The organism is Streptomyces sp. NPDC002092 (assembly GCF_053593775.1).
Map to the genome: position 1 here is coordinate 373,672 of NZ_JBSFDG010000002.1, position 16,097 is coordinate 389,768.

Consider the following 16,097-nt stretch of genomic DNA (forward strand, 5'->3'; position numbering starts at 1 on the left):
CCTGGCTGGTGAAGCGTCCCGCGGGCCGTTTGAGCGGGTTCTGCGCTCCAACGGCCCGCGGCCTGCTCGCTCTTCGGCAGTAGCACTGACCTGCCCTACATGAGTCGGTCGCACCGGTCGCGTAGTTCTCCCCGGCCGCGGTTCAGAGCGCGCTACGAACACGGCCCCCGCAGGTGCCCGGGCCGATGCTGCCGACGCTTGCCGCAGGACCGATCCGCGCACCTGAGGTGCTGCCGAGGGTGTCGGGGCCGACCGCCCCGACGCCCTCGTACGAATGCGGATCAGACCGCCGCCGGCACGGCGGGCTCCTCCTCCCCCACTGCCTGAAGGGCGTGGGAGGTGCCCCCATCCCCCAGCAGGTCCATCAGGCCGGCCCGGGCGCGGGCCACGCGGGAGCGGACCGTGCCGATCGGGCAGTCGCTGACCTCGGCGGCCTCCGCGTAGGGCAGGCCGACCATCTGCGTGAGGATGAACGCCTCGCGGCGTTCCTCGGGGAGTCTCGCCAGGAGGTCCAGCAGCGCGACGCCGTCGTCGAAGCCGGGCAGATCGCACGGCTGCGACAGCTCGATGGCCAGCTGCCAGTCCGGTACGTCGGACAGGCGGGGGCGGGCCGCGGCGTAGCGGTAGCTGTCGATGACCGCCCGGCGGGCGATGGACAGCAGCCAAGTGCGTGCCGAGGAGCGGCCCTCGAAGCGGTGCAGACTGCCGAGCGCCCGTAGGAACGTGTCCTGGGCGAGGTCGTCCACAGCCTGTGGGTCGGCGCACAGATGGGCGACGTAGCGCTGGACGTCCCGCTGCAGGGCGCGCACGAACTGCTCGACCGCGTCCGCGTCGCCGCCCCGGGCGGCGAGTGCCCAGGCCGTGATCGACTCGTCGAGGGCTGCCGTTGTGTCACCTTTACCGCTTTGGGTGCGCGAGGTGGGCAGGGCAGAGGTAATCACCTGGTGTCCTTCTCGGGATCCTTGACCCGGACCTGGGCGCGCGTGGGCGCGGGCGGTCCGGTGAACGGGGAGGCGGCCTACGGCACGAGCGCTACGGCGCCGGTGCGGTCGTACGGCCGTGGCCCGAGGCGCGCACGGGCAGCCTCGGGAGACCAGCTGTCGTCAGGCGACAGCCGTCCCCGCGGGAGGGCCCCGAGAGGTGATCGCGTGGACGAGCAGGAGAAGACGCGGTGACCGATCCGAGCGGCGGCGCCGCAGGTGCGGGCGCGGGCGCTCGGGGGTGGCCGGCAGGGCCAGCAGCAGCCGTAGCGGTGCGGCCAGCCATCCGGCGACGGCCCGCAGGAGGCGGAAGGCGGCCTTCTCGCCGTACGCGAGCCACAGCCCGCACAGCAGCGCGGCCAAAAGGTGGGCGGCGAGCATGCCCGACGACGAACCGCCGGACGCCGTGTGACCCATGTGATCCATATGGGCCATGTCCATGGAGCCCATGTGCATCGACCCCATGTGCATCGAGCCCATCCCGCTCATGTCCATGGAGGCCGACGAACCGGATGCCTCGGTGGTCGACTGCGCGAACGAGAACGCCTCGTGCAGTGCAGCCTGGGCGGCGGCCACGGCCGCCACGATCAACGGCACCCCGCGCTCCCGCCCTGCCAGGCACCAGCCGACGGCCCCGGTCCCGACCCCTCCGGCGGCCAGCGCCCAGGCGGGCACGTCGCTGCCGGACATCAGGATGTGGCCCAGGGCGGCGAGCAGCACACAGACGGCCGCGAACACCGCGGCCCGTACCGTGCGCGAACACCACCCTGCTGTCATGGCGCCTCATCCTTGCATCCGGGCGTCGCTCGTCAGGTGGGGGTACGGATATCCACAGGCACCCCCGCTCAACCCACAGCGTGTGATCCAGGCCACGGAAATGGGCGGGAACTCAGCGGGACATCGGCCCGACGTTTCCTGAGCCGGGGGCGTGTGCGGGAGTCGGTGGGTGCTGCGTGTGGAGGGTCGCGCGCGGCCACAGGGTCAGGGCGAACAGCACCAGGGGAGGGCCGGTGCCCGGGTCGGTGGCGTGGCCGGTGAGGAGTCCGCCGAGGTCCTGGCCGAGGAGGCCGGTGGCGACCGCCAGCGCGATGCCGGCCGACAGCGCCGCGCGTCGCGTGCGAGGGGACAGGACACCCACGCCGACAGCAACCTGGAGCAGCCCGAGGACCACGACGAACCCCGTTGCCCATCCGCTGACCAGCCCGCCGACCGCATGGTTGAGGGCGGCGATCACGGCCGGCTCGTCCTCGCCGGCGTTGGAGAGCTGGGCGGCGGGCACATGGGCGGCGGGCTCCAGCTCCAGCGCTGCCATGCCGATCCACAGGAGCAGCCACACCCAGCGCGCCGCCACACCGCCCAGCACCCCGCCGTCCGCGATGCTCGGCCCGGCTCGATCCGGCCGCGGCCACACTGCCAGGGCGACCAGGACGTAGAGCAGCGCCGCGCCCGGGGCGCCGGTCAGCAGGTCGGTGCCGCCCATGAACAGTCCGCCGAAGCCCTCGCCGACGGTCCACACCCCCAGCGCCCACAGGACCGACAGGGCCAGGGCCGGGCGGGCGGTGCGGCGCCACAGCAGGCCCACGCCGAGCGCGACCTGCAGCGAGGCGAACAGCGCGTTCCACAGAACGGGCTGTGCGGCGAGCATGCTCGTCAGGTCGTACTCCACCGTCGCCACGGGCCCGGGCAGGCCCATGTTCGCCATGCCCAGCGTGTCCACGAAGAAGCCCCGGGTGAACATGGACGGCTGGAACTGCAGCGCCCCGTCCACCAGCCACAGCGCCCCCAGCGCGATCTCCACACCGCGCCGAGTCAGCCGCAGCGTGCTGCTTGCATGCCTGAGGGAGAAGTCCTGGATCTGCCGGTGGTCGACGGTCATGAGCCGGCACCTCCGATCGCTCATCGCGCCCATGAGTACGAGCGGGAAGCGCCAAATGTTCACCTACGTCTGTTTTGCCGCCCTGTGCGAGCCGTACGGACCGGTGATCAGAAGAAGGGGCCGCTCGGGCTGATCACCACCGCAATCGTCGGATGTTCCGACCCCTGCTCCACGGCGCCCGCCAGCCGCAGGACGGCCTCCCGACCGAGTCCGTCCGGTACGGCGGTGACACGGGCGACGCTCATGTGCCCGGAGGTGAGCGTGCCGGTCTTGTCCAGCACCACGGTGTCGAGATGCTGCAGCCCTTCCAGCGCCTGCGGACCCGTGACGAGCACGCCCAGTTGGGCGCCGCGCCCGGTCGCCGCCATCAGCGCGGTCGGCGTCGCGAGCCCGAGGGCGCACGGGCAGGCCACGACCAGGACGGCCACGCACGCGGTGATCGCCGCCTGCAGATCGGCACCGGCGGCGAGCCGGAACCCCAGCGCCGTGACCGCCAGGGCCAGTACGACGGGCACGAAGACCCCGGCCACCGTGTCCGCCAGCCGCTGCGCCCGCGCCTTTCCCGCCTGCGCCTCGGTCACCAGCCGGGTGACCTGGCGAGCCGGGTGTCGGCGCCGACCGCGGTGGCCCGCACCAGCGCCCTGCACCGGTCCGGCGCCGTCACCGCCCTGGCCGCCGCCGGAGTCCTGGCCGCTGCGGGCGTCGCCTCCGCCCACGAGAGCGGGTCGCCACCGACGGGCAGGTGACGGAGGGGAGTTCGGCCGTCGACCTCTCCCTCGTCACCGGGGCATCCCCGTCGGCGGTCCCCGCCGGTGGACGGCGTATCGCAGGCGCACACCCTTCAGGGACCGGGACTCCGCGAAATGCCGTGCCCCCGGCCGCGGCATGTCCGGCACCCTTGCGGCGTCCTGCCACCAGGCGACGAGCCCCGGCACTACCTCGATCGCCCACCGCAGCAACGACCACAGCGCGGCCCCACCCCTCCGCAGCCGCCAGGTCAGCACGAGCGCCGCCCCGAGGTGGGCGGCGGTGGCGTGCGGTGTCAGCGCATGTGCGTGGGCGTCGGAGGTCATTCGCATGCCGTCCATGACCATCCCGGCGTGGTGTGGCCGGACCGCGTGGAAGGCGACATGCAGTCCGCCCTGGGCGGCGAGCGCCACGGTACCGATGCCGGCCAGCGACCGCTCCCGGCCGCCCAGCAGACAGCCGGCCACGAAGACAGGGCCCACTGCGACGACCTGAACCCACACCGGCGGTGCCTCACCCGTTGCCAGCGCATGTCCTCCGGCGGCAAGCAGCACGCACGGCGCGGCACTGCTTGGAAGACCTGCCTCCTCCGTACGAGTCGGACCGGCATGCCGTTCAGTTCCCGGCCATCCCGGCGATATGGAGGCAACGGAAGCGCGGGAGGAGTACGAGCGCGTATCGGCCATCGACCGCGCACCCACCCGGGGTGGGGGCGCGCGTCCAGCAGCGTCGCGCCGGGTATCCCTTGGGCAGTCCCTGCGGCCGGCGGTTTCGGACACCGATGCGCCGCGACCCCACACCACGGAGGTGGAGCAGCATGCCCGAGACCAATGGACCGGAGCCCGTGGCGACCTTCTGCGGCAACTGCGACTGCGGCTGTCCCCAGCTGTTCGTCGACCCGAGCGCACCCGCCGAACAGCGCATCATCCTGACCGACGACTTCGGCCAGCGCGTCCAGATGAGCGCCGACCAGTTCTCCAACCTGGTCTCCGATGCCAAGGCCGGCAAGCTCGACGGCATCGCCGTGCCCTGATCCCCGGCTACCGCGAAGCCGGTCGTCGGCGGTCCCGGTGATCGCCGACGACAACCATCACGAACAACGCACAGGTCCCACGCACAGCTCACTGCGGCACATGCCCCCGACGGAGCCCGACTTTACGGCGGCCGAACGGCGTAGCGATGCCGCGGCAAACGGCGGGGCCCAACTTACCTGTGCATGACGACGGGTTGGCTCAGGTCCGCACGGCCGGCGATCAGGACTTGGGTCCGGTGGCTGGTCCGGTCCCTGGCGCTGTGCGCCGCGGTGTTCGCGGTTTCGCTCGCCGGGGCCGCAAATGCCTCGGCCCACGCCGCCCTGCTGTCGACGGACCCCGCCGCGAACGCGACCCTGGCCACTGCACCCCGGCACATCACGCTGACCTTCGGCGAGGGAGTGGGGATCGCCGACGACTCGATCCGGGTCTTCGGCCCGAGCGGCAGCCGTGTGGACGACGGCCACCCAGGGCACGCCGAGGGCGGCGACGCGACGGTGCGCGTGGCGCTGCGAGGCGGTCTGCCGCACGGGACGTACACGGTGGCGTGGCACGTCGTGTCCGCCGACACCCACCCGGTGGCCGGGGCGTTCGTCTTCTCCGTCGGCGCTCCGTCCGGGCATGTCACGGCCCCGCAGACCAGGTCGCCGAACGCGAGCGCGGCCGGTGTCCTGTACGGCCTGGGCCGGTACGCGGACTACACCGGCTACACGGTGCTCGTCGGAACGAGCGCCTTCGTCCTGCTGTGCCGGCCGACCCGGCAGGCGATACGGCCGCTGCGGCGGCTGCTGCTCACCGGCTGGGCGGCGATGGCGCTCGCAACGCTCGCCCTGCTGGTGCTGCGCGGTCCGTACACCGAGGAGCAGGGACTGGGCCGGGCGCTGGACATCACGCTGCTCCGGAACACCCTGGACAGCAGGGCCGGCACCTTCCTCCTCATACGGCTGCTGCTCCTGCTGGCGACGGGTCCGTTCCTGTTCCTCCGGGCCGGGCGCTTCGGCTTTCCGTCCGCCGTCGGCGAGGAGGACGCGGGAAAGGGGCGGGCCCGTCGGGTCGGCCTGTCCGTCGCCGTCGTGGTGACGGCCGTCGGCCTGGCGGTCACCTGGTCCCTGGCCGAGCACGCCTCGGTCGGCCTTCAGGTGCCGCTGGCGGTCCTCCTCGACGTACTGCACCTCGTGGCGATGGCGGTATGGCTGGGCGGCCTCCTGGCCCTGCTGACCGTCCTGTACCGCGTCCCAGCCGATCAACCCGACGATGCCGAGACCGCGCGGCGCTTCTCCGTCGTCGCGCTCGTCGCCGTCGTCACGCTCGTCGCCACCGGCCTCTATCAGTCGTGGCGCCAGGTGGGTTCCTGGGACGCGCTCGTCACGACCGCCTACGGGCGGTGGCTGCTGCTCAAGGTCTACGGCGTGCTGATGATGCTGACGGCCGCCTTCTACTCGCGGCGCTGGACGGCGGGACTGCGTGCGACGGCCCGCGTCCGGGAGAGCGAGCCCGTGCTGGTCATGGCCGGTCACTCCGACGGCACCCGGCCCAAGCCCGCCGGTGACGCCCCGTCCTCGACGGCATCGGTCTCCGTGGCCTCGGACACGGTCGGCTCCTACCGGCGGGCCCTTCGCCGGACGGCGGGCATGGAGGCGGTCGTGGGCATCCTCGTGCTCGCCGTGACCACCGTGCTCACCAACACCCAGCCGGCGCGAACGGAGGCACACGGCGCCGCCGCCTCGCAGGCGGGGCCGGTGCGCGTCGCCGTCCCCTTCGACACCGGTCAGGGCGACGGCACGGGCCGAGGCACGGTCGAGATCACGCTGGCCCCGGGCCGTCCGGGAACGAACGCCCTCAAGGCCGTCGTCCTGGGCCCGCACCACACCGCCGCGCACGTCCCGGAACTGGACATCGCCTTCGCGCTCCCGGCGCGCGGCATCGGCCAACTCAAGGCCGTCCTCAAGGAATCCGGGAACGCCTGGGTGGCACAGGCGCTCCAGCTGCCCGCCCCGGGAACGTGGCAGCTCTCCGTCACCGTACGGACCACCGCCATCGACGAGGTCACCAAGACCAGGACGGTGCGGATCCCCGGAGAGGGACGGTAGGCCGTGGCCCACGTCGTCCCGCGCGCGAAGCATTCCGGCCGACACAGGCCCCCAACTCGCCTATGCCCTGCGGCAGTTCACCACCCGGCGTCGAGGGCACTGCGGAGCCTGCGGGCCGCCGTGTTCGCCGCGGTGTGCGTGACGCTCGCGGCGGCCGGACACAGCCTCGCGGGACATCCGACCCCTGCCTTGTGGGCCGACGGCGTCGGCTTCGCCACGGTCTTCGCCCTGGGCTGCCCGCTCGCGGGCCGCGAGCGGTCGCTGACCGGGATCTGCGCCGCCATGGCCGTGGTCCAGGCCGGCCTGCACATGTTCTTCGACGCCACGTCCCCTCTCACCGGGCCCGGCATGCCGGCCACGCCCGGCGCACCCGGCTCCGTGACGGCGTCCGTGATGACGCACCACGGAGCCGACGGACGGGCGATGACGGCGCACGCCGCGGCGGCACTGGTGGCCGCCTGGTGGTTGCGGCGCGGTGAGGCGGCCGTGTGGTCGCTTCTGCGACAAGTTGCCACACTGGCCCGCGGTTCCGGGCTCCAGTGGCCGGTGACCGTCACCCTCGCCGAGCCGCCGCCCGACGCGGTCGTCCGGCGGCGTGACGCGCGACAGCGGTGCATGCGGCAGGTCCTGCTGCGGCATGCCGTGACACGCAGGGGACCTCCGGCGAGGGGGCCGGTCACGGCCCCGCCCCGGTGAGCCGTCCTCGTACGGCTCCGCACACAGCCCCCGCCACGAACAGCGGCCCCCTCTTCGACCGCTCCACCGGCGCACTTCGCTGCCCGCCGGACGCTTCCCTACAGCCCCTTACGGAGTCTTCGCATGTCTGCGACCCCTCTCGCTTCCCCTCCCCTGCGCGGGTTGCGGCGCCTGGCCGTGGTCGGCGCCCTGGCCATCGCCGGTGTGCTGGCCGGCGCCGGTGCGGCGTTCGCGCACGTCACCGTCCACCCCGACAGCTATCCGCAGGGTGCCTCGGACGGCACGCTGACCTTCCGGGTGCCCAATGAGGAGGACAACGCCCGCACCACCAAGGTCGACATCGTCTTCCCCGCCGACCATCCAATCCCCTCCGTCCTGGTCAGCCCGGTCGCGGGCTGGACGGCCCAGGTGAAGAACACCCACCTCAAGACGCCGATCAAGACCGACGACGGCGACATCACCAGCGCCGTCTCCGAGATCGTCTGGACCGGCGGCGGGATCGCCCCCGGCAACTACCAGGACTTCACCGTCGCCTTCGGCCAACTGCCCAGCGGCACCGACCAGTTGGCCTTCAAGGCCCTCCAGACCTACTCCGACGGCAAAGTCGTCCGCTGGATCGAGCAGCAACAGTCCGGCCAGCCGGAACCGGACAACCCCGCCCCGACACTGAAGCTCACGCCGGCTGCCGCCTCCGGAGCATCGGACGGCGCCTCGACCGCGACGGCGAAGGCCGGCGATTCCACCGCCCGCACGCTCGGCATCGCCGGCCTCGCCGTCGGCGTACTGAGCCTGATCACGGGCGGCCTCGGCCTGGCCCGAGCCCGCGCCGCCCGCCGGTAGCCGCACCTGACGCCTGAGCCCCGGCCGAAATCACCCGGCCGGGGCCCGACGTTTGGCGTACGGCCGCTCAAGACGGCTCTTCCTGCTCCGCGAGGCCCTTGATCGCGTCGAGGCGGCGGTCCCACTGGGCGGCGAGGGCATCGAGTCAGCGCCGAGCACGCCCTGCCGCTGAGCTCCGGCCGACTTGCCCGGATCGGAGAGCAGATGGGCGCCTACGGGGACCCCGACCGAGCCGCCATCTCGCAGCCCCCACGCGACCTCGACCGGTGGAGGGTTCCGCCGGGCGACCGCCAGGCCCTTGACCCGGACACGCGCGAGTTCCGGCACCATCAACTTCTGCCCCCGCCCAGACTTTGATCGTCCACTCACCCTGCAAGGCCCCCGGTTGCCCGATCCGGACTCGAGCCAAAGATCACGATCTAAGCCTGACGGACGTAGGTGGGAGTACCACGTCGTCCGACTTCGGCACCTGGCCTTGGCTGCCGTGGGTCGACGACCGCAAAGAGGTCCTGATGATGTGGCGGCACCGCTTCATCACCGACTCGTGGGCCTGGGAGTTGCCCACGGGCCTGGTCGAAGAAGGCGAGACACCGGAAGCTGCAGCCCGGGAAGTCCTGGAAGAGACACGAGTCCGACCGCATCGAGTGGGTTCCCCGGCCGTCACGAAGGCCAGCGAGTCAGCGGGTTTGTCCTGGTAGGTGGGCAGGCTCCCGCTCCTGAGGGGGCTTCTGTTTCAGGCCGTCTGCCTGGCCAGCCTGTGCAGGGTTCGTGCGGTGGGTGATCCGGGGTCGGCCGTGATCAAGACGACTTCTTGGTCGTCCTCGGGTACGAGCAGGACATCGCAGTTCAACCGCAGAGTGCCGGTCTGGGGGTGGTGGAGGGTCTTGGTGCGGTGGCCGGGGGCGTGGATGGGTCGCGTGGCCCAGATCTGCCTGAACTCCTGGCTTTCGGCGTGCAGTTCGGCCAGCAGGGTGGTCAACTCCGGGTCGTGCGGGTAGCGGTCGGCGGCCCGGCGCAGCCGTGCCACCACGATGTGCCCGAACTCCTCGGCGCTGGAGCTCTCATGCATCCGGCCCTGGCCCAGGAAGCGGCGCCGGGCGAGGTTCGTGGTCCCGTCTGTGAGGTTGTAGCCGAGCAGTGCCTGGGCCAGGGGGTTCCAGGCGATGACGCCGTAGGCCGCGTCGGTGACGATGGCGGCGGTCTGCGGCAACCGGTCCAGCATCCGGGCCACGTGCGGGCGTACCCGTCGCACGGCGCTGCTGGCGGGCGGCGCGCTCGATCCCGCCAGGCGGAACAGGTGGCTGCGCTCGGCCGGGGTGAGCCGCAGGGCTTGGGCCAGCGCGTCCAGGATCCGGGCCGATGGCCGCGGTCCCCGGGCCTGCTCCAGCCGTGTGTAGTAGTCGACCGACATGTGGGCGAGTTCGGCCACCTCTTCGCGGCGCAGGCCCGGTGTACGGCGAGCGGTGCCCGTCTCCGTCAGGCCGACCTCGTGCGGACGCAGCCCCTCCCGGCGGTCCCGCAGGTAGCGGGCCAGCTCCTGCCGCGCCATGCCGCCTCCTCCGCTGCCTGGTACAGGCTGTCCCTGGCAGGGCGCCAACGACCAGGGAACCGTAGTTGCCATGAACGATCGCACAGCTCTGGTCACCGGTGCCAACAAGGGCATCGGTAAGCACATCGCCCGGTTGCTCGTCGCCGAGGGCTTCACCGTGTACGTGGGCTCCCGTGACCGCGGTCGCGGGCAGCGGGCCGTCGCGGAGATCGGCGCCGGCGCCCTCCCGCTGGTCCTCGACGTGACAGATCCCGACGGCATCGCAAAGGCCGCGGCCCAGGTGGACCGCGTGGACGTGCTGGTCAACAACGCCGGAGTCGCACTCTCACTCGCCCCGCCGGCAGATACCGGTGTCGAGGAGTTCCGGCGCACCTATGAGACCAACGTGTTCGGGGTGGTGGCGGTGACCAACGCCTTCCTGCCCGCCCTGCGCCGGTCCCCGCACCCGCGCATCGTCAATGTCTCCAGCGGCACCGCGTCGCTGGACTGGAGCCGGAACCCCAACCCCCAGTTCACCCCGGGAAGCGGTCGCGCCGCCGCCTACCGCTCCTCCAAGGCTGCCCTCAACGCCCTCACCGTCCTCTACGCCCAGACGCTGGCCGAGGAGGGCTTCAAGGTGAACGCGCTCGCCCCCGGCGCGCGGGCAACCGATCTCACCCCCGGGGCCGCTGCCGGCGGCGACCCCGCCGAGGCCGCCCACGGTGCCCTGCGCCTGGCCCTGCTGCCGGACGACGGCCCGACCGGTGGTTTCTTCTCCTGGGACGGAACGCCCGTGCCCTGGTGATGCCTGATCGGTCATGGGCGTCGCTTGGGGCGGTCGTCCCAGCGGTGGGTGGTCCAGCCTCGTCGGATCAGGTACGGACGGTAATGATGGTGTCTGCGAGATCGAAGAAGGCGTCGATGACAGTGGTGCGGCGCTCGTAGCAGCGGGCGAGGCGGTTGCACCGTGATCACGGAGGCCTGTGCCCGTAGCTGTCGTCCGGCTGGGCGCGACGGGTACAGCGCGTTGCGGCCCAGGAGTTCGCCGTGCCGGCCCCGGTCCTGCGCACGGCCGTCGGCCAGCACGACCGTGTGAGGAGCGGAGGCCACGGTGGACAGCCGGTGGGCGATCAGGAGCACCGTGCACCGCCGCGCGGCCCGCTGCACCGTGTCCCGCAGTGCCGTCTCACTCAGTCCGTCGAGGTGGGCGGTCACCTCGTCCAGCGGGAGCACCTGCGGGCGGCGCAGCAGCGCCCGGGCGATGGCCGATCAGGCGCGCGTCAACGGTGGTGCGAAAGTGCCCAGCCCCCCCAGCCGCCCCCCATGCACAGCGGCACGAGAATAACAGCAAGCCCAGACGCCTCGGGGGTACCGGGAAAAGAGTGCGCGAAGTGGCCCACTCTGTCCGCCACCGCGCGGGGACAGGTTCCCAATTGCCTCTGCGGTGCGGTGCGTTGGGCGACGGATTCCGCACCATTGTGATGCCGCACGAGCGGGCACCACGGCAGTGGCCCACGGCGCTGCTGTGAACGGGTGCGGTGGCCGAGCGCACGCAGAAGGACGCCCGGCGTCGGCCGCGGCTTCTGGATCGAACGCCGCATCCCGGCCCTACGCCGGCGGAGGTCGCGGAACGCTTGCCTCGGCCATGACCTGAGCGACGGCGTACAACTCGTCGAGTCGAACCGTCTCAAAGTTGAGCGGCGCGGTGGCGCTCAGGGATGGACCTGCTCCAGTACCCTCAGCGCCCTTGTCAACCTGCACACAGGCGACGCCTGCAAGCCGGTAGTGACTACACTCGCCGAGGCCGTGATCGCGTGAGCCCGCAGAACAGGAACACGAAGATGCAGAATCCGTTCAGGGACGGCGGTCCGCTCGACATCGCCCTAGGACTGCTCGGTCTGCTGCTCTCGATCGCTCTCTTGTGGATGGGCCTGCAGATGATCCAGAACGGGAGCTCGTGGTGGTGGCCGCTGACGGCAGGCGTGATGGTCGTCCTCAACCTGCATGGCCTGTATCGGCGCCGCCCGTCGAAACGCCAGAGCCGTCCGTAGGCACGGCAGGTGATGTCGTCGGCGCGTACCGCTTCGGTCGTCGCGGCGCGTGCCGTTTCGGGCGGCGGGACGACCAGGAGGACTTCCTCGTTGCACGGTGCTTCCCGGCTCACTGCGGCCGGGGAGGCCGCTGGTCACGGGCGTCAGTCGCGAGACGGCCCGGAGTAGAGTCGAAGATCCGGTCCGCTCATCCGTGCCCAGATGACCCGAGGTCGCCATGCAGCAGCCCAAGCACACCCCCTCGGAAGGGCACGCCGACGTACGCATCGTCGCGGCCTCCCCCGAGGTCGCCCGCCGTGTCGCGGAGGTGCTCCGCCGTTGCTTCGCGGCGACCGAGCAGCGCAGCTATCCCTCGGGCGCCGGGGGAGGAACGCGCCTCGAGCTCGTCGTGGACACGACGCGGGCGGCGGAACCGGCGCGGTCCTGGCTGGAGACCAGCCGCTCCCCGGGAGCGGACGGGCGGCGCGAGTGAGGCGACGGGCAGGGCGGCCCGTGCAGCCTGTTCGAGGAGTAGCGTGAGGTCATCGGGAGCATCTCGCGCACCGGCCCCGACGCCGGTGTCGTTCCCGGTGAGCAACGACGCCGGACGACTGCCCACGTGCAGGGAGTCCGGAGACGGGTCCGCACGATGTCCGCGACCACCGGCCGTCCTCCGCTGAGCGCCATGCCCTTCAGAGCTCCGACCGCACGCCTCTCCCTCAAACCCGTGAGCTCTTCCCCGGGACACGACGAGCTGGACGGCGCCTGGTGGCCCCGCTCCCGTGACCTGACACAGGAACTCGCCCCGCTGGCCGACGTACTGGACCCGCTGGGGGGCCGGATCACCCGGATCGCCGTCAATCCCCGCTACTGGCCGATCATTCCGCGCAGAATCTTCGTCAACGGCCATGTGGTGAAGGTGGGTTGGTTCACCTCGGAGCTGGATCCGCACAAGATCCTGCTGCTGTCCGGCGCGTCGGGCGGCTGGAACCTCCTGGTGGTTCCCCCGGAGACCGACGACCCGGTTGCCGCCCGGCTGATGGCCGCCGCGAGCGCCGACACGGGCCCGCGTTGGACCGCGTCCGCCCTCATGACGGCGGAACAGCCCGACGGCACAGCCTCGTCGTACGACACCGGGACCGGCCCGGCGGACCGGCCGGCGGCAGGCATGTGACGGCCGGCCCACGGCCCCGGTGACCTGGTGAGCCGCCAGGCAGCCGGTCACGGCCCGGGGTCAGGCCCGACCGCCAGGGCGCACGGGACGACGGTGGGCGGGGCGGATGCCGCCAGTGGCCGCGCAGCCGTACGGCCTGGTCGGAGACGAGCATCCGGCCGGGCACGGCCCTCCGGGCGGAGTGCGCTCGGGCCGGTGCCGCATTGACACGGATCATCGCGGGACGTTGACTGACCGGACGGCGCAGTGCCGTGATGGCAGGGCCGATCGGGCTTCCGGGAAGCCTGAAACAGGCCGCCGAGAAGGCCGAAGGCGTCTTCGGGCGGCGACCCCCATCACCACGGGAACGGTGGATACGACGATGTACGACCAGACACGCGCCCAGCAGCCCGCCGACCGGCCCCCGGGCCCCGCCGGGCGCCGCGCCCCGGGCCCGGAACCGCTGCTCCCGTCCGAGGAACGGGACAGGATCGTCCGGCGCCTCGGACACGCCGTGAACACCTTCGCGGACGCTCCGGGCAAGGCCCTGGAGGAGGCCGAGAACGCCTTCGACGAAGCCACCGAGGCACTGGTGAACGCCCTTGCGGCACGTCGGCGCACCCTGCGCGCCGGCTGGCAGGACCGGGACCCCGAGACGCAGTCCGACGAACTCCGACTCGCGCTGCGGGAGTACCGGGAGATCACCGGGCGGTTGCTGCGCGCCTGAACCAGGAGGATGCTGCGCGCACGAACGGCCACAGGTCCGTCGGTGCAAGCGCCTTGCGACGGCCGCCGCCGGTCGTTCTTGATCCCCGGCGGCGGCCGTTCGGGACTCCCCGCGCGGTACGCGGAGTGCGCGCGGTGCCGGCCCTGTGACCGGCCTGGGACCGGGCCCGGGCGTTCACTGCTCGCATCGCTCCGCCCCCTCCAGGCGTAGCCTGAACGTACCGAGGGCTTTTCGCGCAGCGCGACCGGCGGTGCCGTTCCCGGCGAGTGGCGAAACGGGCAGCCGCCCTCGGCTCCCGGGACGGGACCGCACGATGGAACCCAGGAGAACGCCTGCCGAAGACCCACCCGCGGGCGGCGGGCACACCTATCGCATGCCCCTGCCCCGCCTGGCCCTCACCCCGGAAGTCAGCCACGGCCCGCTGGACGGAGCCTGGTGGCCGCGCTGCGACGCGCTTGAACTGGAACTGCCCTCGCTCGTCGCCGCGTTGGAGCCGGACCGGTTCACCACGGTGGCCGTCACCGTGGACCCCGCTCAATGGCCCGACGCACCGCACACGGTGATGGCACCCGACCGAGTGATCACCGTGGAGCCGACCCGATCCGCGGGCCAGGAGCATGTCATCACCCTCGACTGCGACACCGTCGGACGCTGGGTGCTCCTCGTCGTCCCGCCCCAGGAGCCTCCCGAGGAAGCCTCCCGGCTGATGACCGCCGCGGCCGATCCCGCGCTCCACCTCGGCGCGAGCGCGATACGCGCCCGCGTCGAGGAAGATTCCACATGAACAGAGCACGCGTTTGACGCGCTCGACGCACCCAGCGAACCACGCGCGCCACCCGCCCTCACGACCGTTTCAAGGGCTCCGCCAACCGCTCCGGCGCCCGGCGCCGCCCCAAGGCGGCAGGACCGCCGCGACTTCACCAGCGGCGAGGTCATCCGGACCATGGCCCGCCTCGGCTTCACCTGCCACGCCCGTCCCGAAGCCGCGCCGATCCTGGATGCGGGTGCCCGTAGCCCCCTCCGGGCCGCCTCGGAAGCGCTCAGGGGCCGCGGCCTCCAGGACGCGTAATGCCGGACGGCCGGTGGCCGGCCGCAGGTTTTGCGCCACCGCTCGCGCCTCCTGGTCGGCTCGGACACGGCGTCGGTCCGGCGCGGGTGCGTTGACCTGCGCGGGCAGGCGGCGCGGAGAAGGGCCGCCGTATCCCGGATCGGCCGGATCACGGCGGACGTACGGGAGGGTCAGCCGAGCGACCGGTCGACGGAACCGTACGACAGGCCGGGCGAGGGCTGCGGAGGTGCTGTCCGGCAGGTGAAGCCGAGACGGACCAGTGCCCGGACCATCTCCGCGGCGGTGAAGTCGCGCGGGTCCTGGCGGGTGATCACCACTCCCACCTGCTTGACGAGGTACACCCGGTCCCCGATGACGACACAATCCCCCGTCACGGGCTCGGGCAGGACGTTCGCCATCGACATCTCCACCCCGGCCTTGGACAGATCGAAGGGATAACGGGCGATCACACAGCGCATGGTGCCTCACCAGGGTCGGGACGGATCCGGGATGCGTGGAACGCGAGCGGGGGCGGTGCGGTCGACGCGGGTGTCGGCCGCACGAGGACGGGCAGGGGCTCCACGCCCGCCGGTCGTCATCCGCCGGTCAGCGGAACACCAGAAGTCGGCTGGGAGCGAGATGCGGCGCCTCGCGGGCATCGGCCGACAGGCAGCGCCAGCCCCAGGACAGCAGTGCTTCGAGCGTGTCCGCGTTGTCCCGGTCGACCAGCGTGACACCGAGCGCGGCTGCGTGATCGCTCAGCAGCCGCTTCTGCAGGCGCCGGGCGAGGTTCCACTCTCGGCTCTGGTCCTGGGTGCGTACCCGTCGCTCCACGAGAATGTCGCCGATCGCGAAGAGCCTGCCGAAGGCGGCGACGCGGAGCAGGCTCTCCGGGAGGTACCCGTCGAGGCCGTCCCACCAGGGCCCGTCGCCTCGCACGGGGAAACCGTAGGCGCATGCCGTGAGGCCGATGGCGCCCGAGGGGCCGACGGTCTCCGCCACGAGCAGCTCGAATCCCGGTCGCCGCATATGGCCCGCGAGCCGTCGCCGGAATGCGGCGGACCGGCCCTGGTCCGACGCGTCCGAGGCCCGCACCTGGTGGGAAGAGGTGTTCGTGTACAGCTCGCCGAGCTCTCGCATACGGTCGTCGATCTGGCGCCGGGTCAGCGGACGGACGAACTCGCCCTTCTCGGGTGAGGGCCCCTGCCGGCGACGCTGCGTCGGCGCAGCGGGAAGCGCTGGTCGTCGGCCCGGTGTCCCCGGGTGGGCGGTCTTCGGGCGGTCCGGCGTGTTCACGGTCATGGGCGAACCCTGCTCCGGGTCCGGACGGGTCCGCCCCGGCGTCGTCGTT

At 72.3% G+C, this 16,097-nt stretch carries 18 protein-coding genes and 3 pseudogenes; 12 read left to right on the plus strand and 9 right to left on the minus strand.

Features of this window, described 5'->3' with window-relative positions:
* Positions 1-281 precede the first annotated feature (281 nt).
* From ACWCRD_RS05735 to ACWCRD_RS05750, 4 genes and pseudogenes are all read right to left on the minus strand, one after another.
* Positions 282-941, minus strand: a complete 660-nt coding sequence (locus tag ACWCRD_RS05735; protein WP_450964686.1) for a sigma-70 family RNA polymerase sigma factor — start codon at positions 939-941, stop codon at positions 282-284.
* A 162-nt stretch (positions 942-1,103) separates the two neighbouring features.
* Positions 1,104-1,757 carry a hypothetical protein gene (locus ACWCRD_RS05740; protein ID WP_450964687.1) on the minus strand — a complete coding sequence of 218 codons (654 nt, stop codon included), beginning with the start codon at positions 1,755-1,757 and terminating at the stop codon, positions 1,104-1,106.
* Between the two features lie 112 nt (positions 1,758-1,869).
* Complete coding sequence (locus ACWCRD_RS05745; protein WP_450964688.1) at positions 1,870-2,856, minus strand: hypothetical protein; 987 nt, start codon at positions 2,854-2,856, stop codon at positions 1,870-1,872.
* 149 nt (positions 2,857-3,005) lie between these two features.
* A pseudogene (locus ACWCRD_RS05750) lies at positions 3,006-3,493 on the minus strand (HAD-IC family P-type ATPase); the annotation flags it as partial.
* Between ACWCRD_RS05750 and ACWCRD_RS05755 the strand changes: the two are divergent.
* Positions 3,462-3,602 carry a hypothetical protein gene (locus ACWCRD_RS05755; protein WP_450964961.1) on the plus strand — a complete coding sequence of 47 codons (141 nt, stop codon included), beginning with the start codon at positions 3,462-3,464 and terminating at the stop codon, positions 3,600-3,602. The pseudogene ACWCRD_RS05750 and the gene ACWCRD_RS05755 sit on opposite strands and share 32 nt — an antisense overlap.
* Before the next feature lie 33 nt (positions 3,603-3,635).
* Here ACWCRD_RS05755 and ACWCRD_RS05760 read toward each other — a convergent pair whose 3' ends face one another.
* Positions 3,636-4,085 carry a hypothetical protein gene (locus tag ACWCRD_RS05760; RefSeq protein WP_450964689.1) on the minus strand — a complete coding sequence of 150 codons (450 nt, stop codon included), beginning with the start codon at positions 4,083-4,085 and terminating at the stop codon, positions 3,636-3,638.
* Between the two features lie 335 nt (positions 4,086-4,420).
* On the opposite strand from ACWCRD_RS05760, the gene ACWCRD_RS05765 reads away from it, so the two are divergent.
* The 5 genes and pseudogenes from ACWCRD_RS05765 to ACWCRD_RS05785 form a co-directional block, all read left to right on the plus strand.
* On the plus strand, positions 4,421-4,636 hold the full coding sequence (locus ACWCRD_RS05765; protein ID WP_450964690.1) for a hypothetical protein: 216 nt from the start codon (positions 4,421-4,423) through the stop codon (positions 4,634-4,636).
* Positions 4,637-4,819: 183 nt separating this feature from the next.
* Positions 4,820-6,724: a copper resistance CopC/CopD family protein gene (locus ACWCRD_RS05770; protein ID WP_450964691.1), complete on the plus strand. Its 1,905-nt coding sequence runs from the start codon at positions 4,820-4,822 to the stop codon at positions 6,722-6,724.
* A 120-nt stretch (positions 6,725-6,844) separates the two neighbouring features.
* Entirely contained in the window at positions 6,845-7,420 is a 576-nt protein-coding gene (locus ACWCRD_RS05775) for a hypothetical protein (RefSeq protein ID WP_450964692.1), read from the plus strand.
* 123 nt (positions 7,421-7,543) lie between these two features.
* Positions 7,544-8,260: a YcnI family copper-binding membrane protein gene (locus ACWCRD_RS05780; RefSeq protein WP_450964693.1), complete on the plus strand. Its 717-nt coding sequence runs from the start codon at positions 7,544-7,546 to the stop codon at positions 8,258-8,260.
* Between the two features lie 421 nt (positions 8,261-8,681).
* Positions 8,682-8,898 (plus strand): annotated as a pseudogene (locus tag ACWCRD_RS05785) (NUDIX domain-containing protein); the annotation flags it as partial.
* A 95-nt stretch (positions 8,899-8,993) separates the two neighbouring features.
* Here the strand turns inward: ACWCRD_RS05785 and ACWCRD_RS05790 are convergent.
* Positions 8,994-9,809 (minus strand): helix-turn-helix transcriptional regulator, encoded by an 816-nt coding sequence (locus ACWCRD_RS05790; protein WP_450964694.1) that lies wholly within the window; start codon positions 9,807-9,809, stop codon positions 8,994-8,996.
* Positions 9,810-9,879: 70 nt separating this feature from the next.
* Here ACWCRD_RS05790 and ACWCRD_RS05795 point away from each other — a divergent pair, with 70 nt between their 5' ends.
* Positions 9,880-10,593, plus strand: coding sequence for an SDR family oxidoreductase (locus ACWCRD_RS05795; RefSeq protein ID WP_450964695.1), 714 nt, complete (start codon positions 9,880-9,882; stop codon positions 10,591-10,593).
* A gap of 11 nt (positions 10,594-10,604) precedes the next feature.
* On the opposite strand, the pseudogene ACWCRD_RS05800 reads toward ACWCRD_RS05795, so the two are convergent.
* Positions 10,605-10,750: pseudogene (locus ACWCRD_RS05800) on the minus strand (IS5/IS1182 family transposase); the annotation flags it as partial.
* Between the two features lie 879 nt (positions 10,751-11,629).
* Here ACWCRD_RS05800 and ACWCRD_RS05805 point away from each other — a divergent pair.
* From ACWCRD_RS05805 to ACWCRD_RS05825, 5 genes are all read left to right on the plus strand, one after another.
* A complete protein-coding gene (locus ACWCRD_RS05805; protein ID WP_450964696.1) occupies positions 11,630-11,839 on the plus strand; it encodes a hypothetical protein in 210 nt (69 codons plus the stop codon).
* A gap of 217 nt (positions 11,840-12,056) precedes the next feature.
* Positions 12,057-12,311 carry a hypothetical protein gene (locus ACWCRD_RS05810; protein WP_450964697.1) on the plus strand — a complete coding sequence of 85 codons (255 nt, stop codon included), beginning with the start codon at positions 12,057-12,059 and terminating at the stop codon, positions 12,309-12,311.
* A gap of 234 nt (positions 12,312-12,545) precedes the next feature.
* Positions 12,546-12,992: a DUF5994 family protein gene (locus ACWCRD_RS05815; protein WP_450964698.1), complete on the plus strand. Its 447-nt coding sequence runs from the start codon at positions 12,546-12,548 to the stop codon at positions 12,990-12,992.
* A 361-nt stretch (positions 12,993-13,353) separates the two neighbouring features.
* Positions 13,354-13,698 (plus strand): hypothetical protein, encoded by a 345-nt coding sequence (locus ACWCRD_RS05820; protein ID WP_450964945.1) that lies wholly within the window; start codon positions 13,354-13,356, stop codon positions 13,696-13,698.
* Positions 13,699-14,071: 373 nt separating this feature from the next.
* A complete protein-coding gene (locus tag ACWCRD_RS05825) occupies positions 14,072-14,482 on the plus strand; it encodes a DUF5994 family protein (protein WP_450964699.1) in 411 nt (136 codons plus the stop codon).
* Positions 14,483-14,937: 455 nt separating this feature from the next.
* Here the strand turns inward: ACWCRD_RS05825 and ACWCRD_RS05830 are convergent, their stop codons facing one another.
* Positions 14,938-15,225 carry an SCO5918 family protein gene (locus tag ACWCRD_RS05830; protein WP_450964700.1) on the minus strand — a complete coding sequence of 96 codons (288 nt, stop codon included), beginning with the start codon at positions 15,223-15,225 and terminating at the stop codon, positions 14,938-14,940.
* A 127-nt stretch (positions 15,226-15,352) separates the two neighbouring features.
* On the minus strand, positions 15,353-16,048 hold the full coding sequence (locus ACWCRD_RS05835; protein WP_450964701.1) for a hypothetical protein: 696 nt from the start codon (positions 16,046-16,048) through the stop codon (positions 15,353-15,355).
* Between the last annotated feature and the right edge of the window lie 49 nt (positions 16,049-16,097).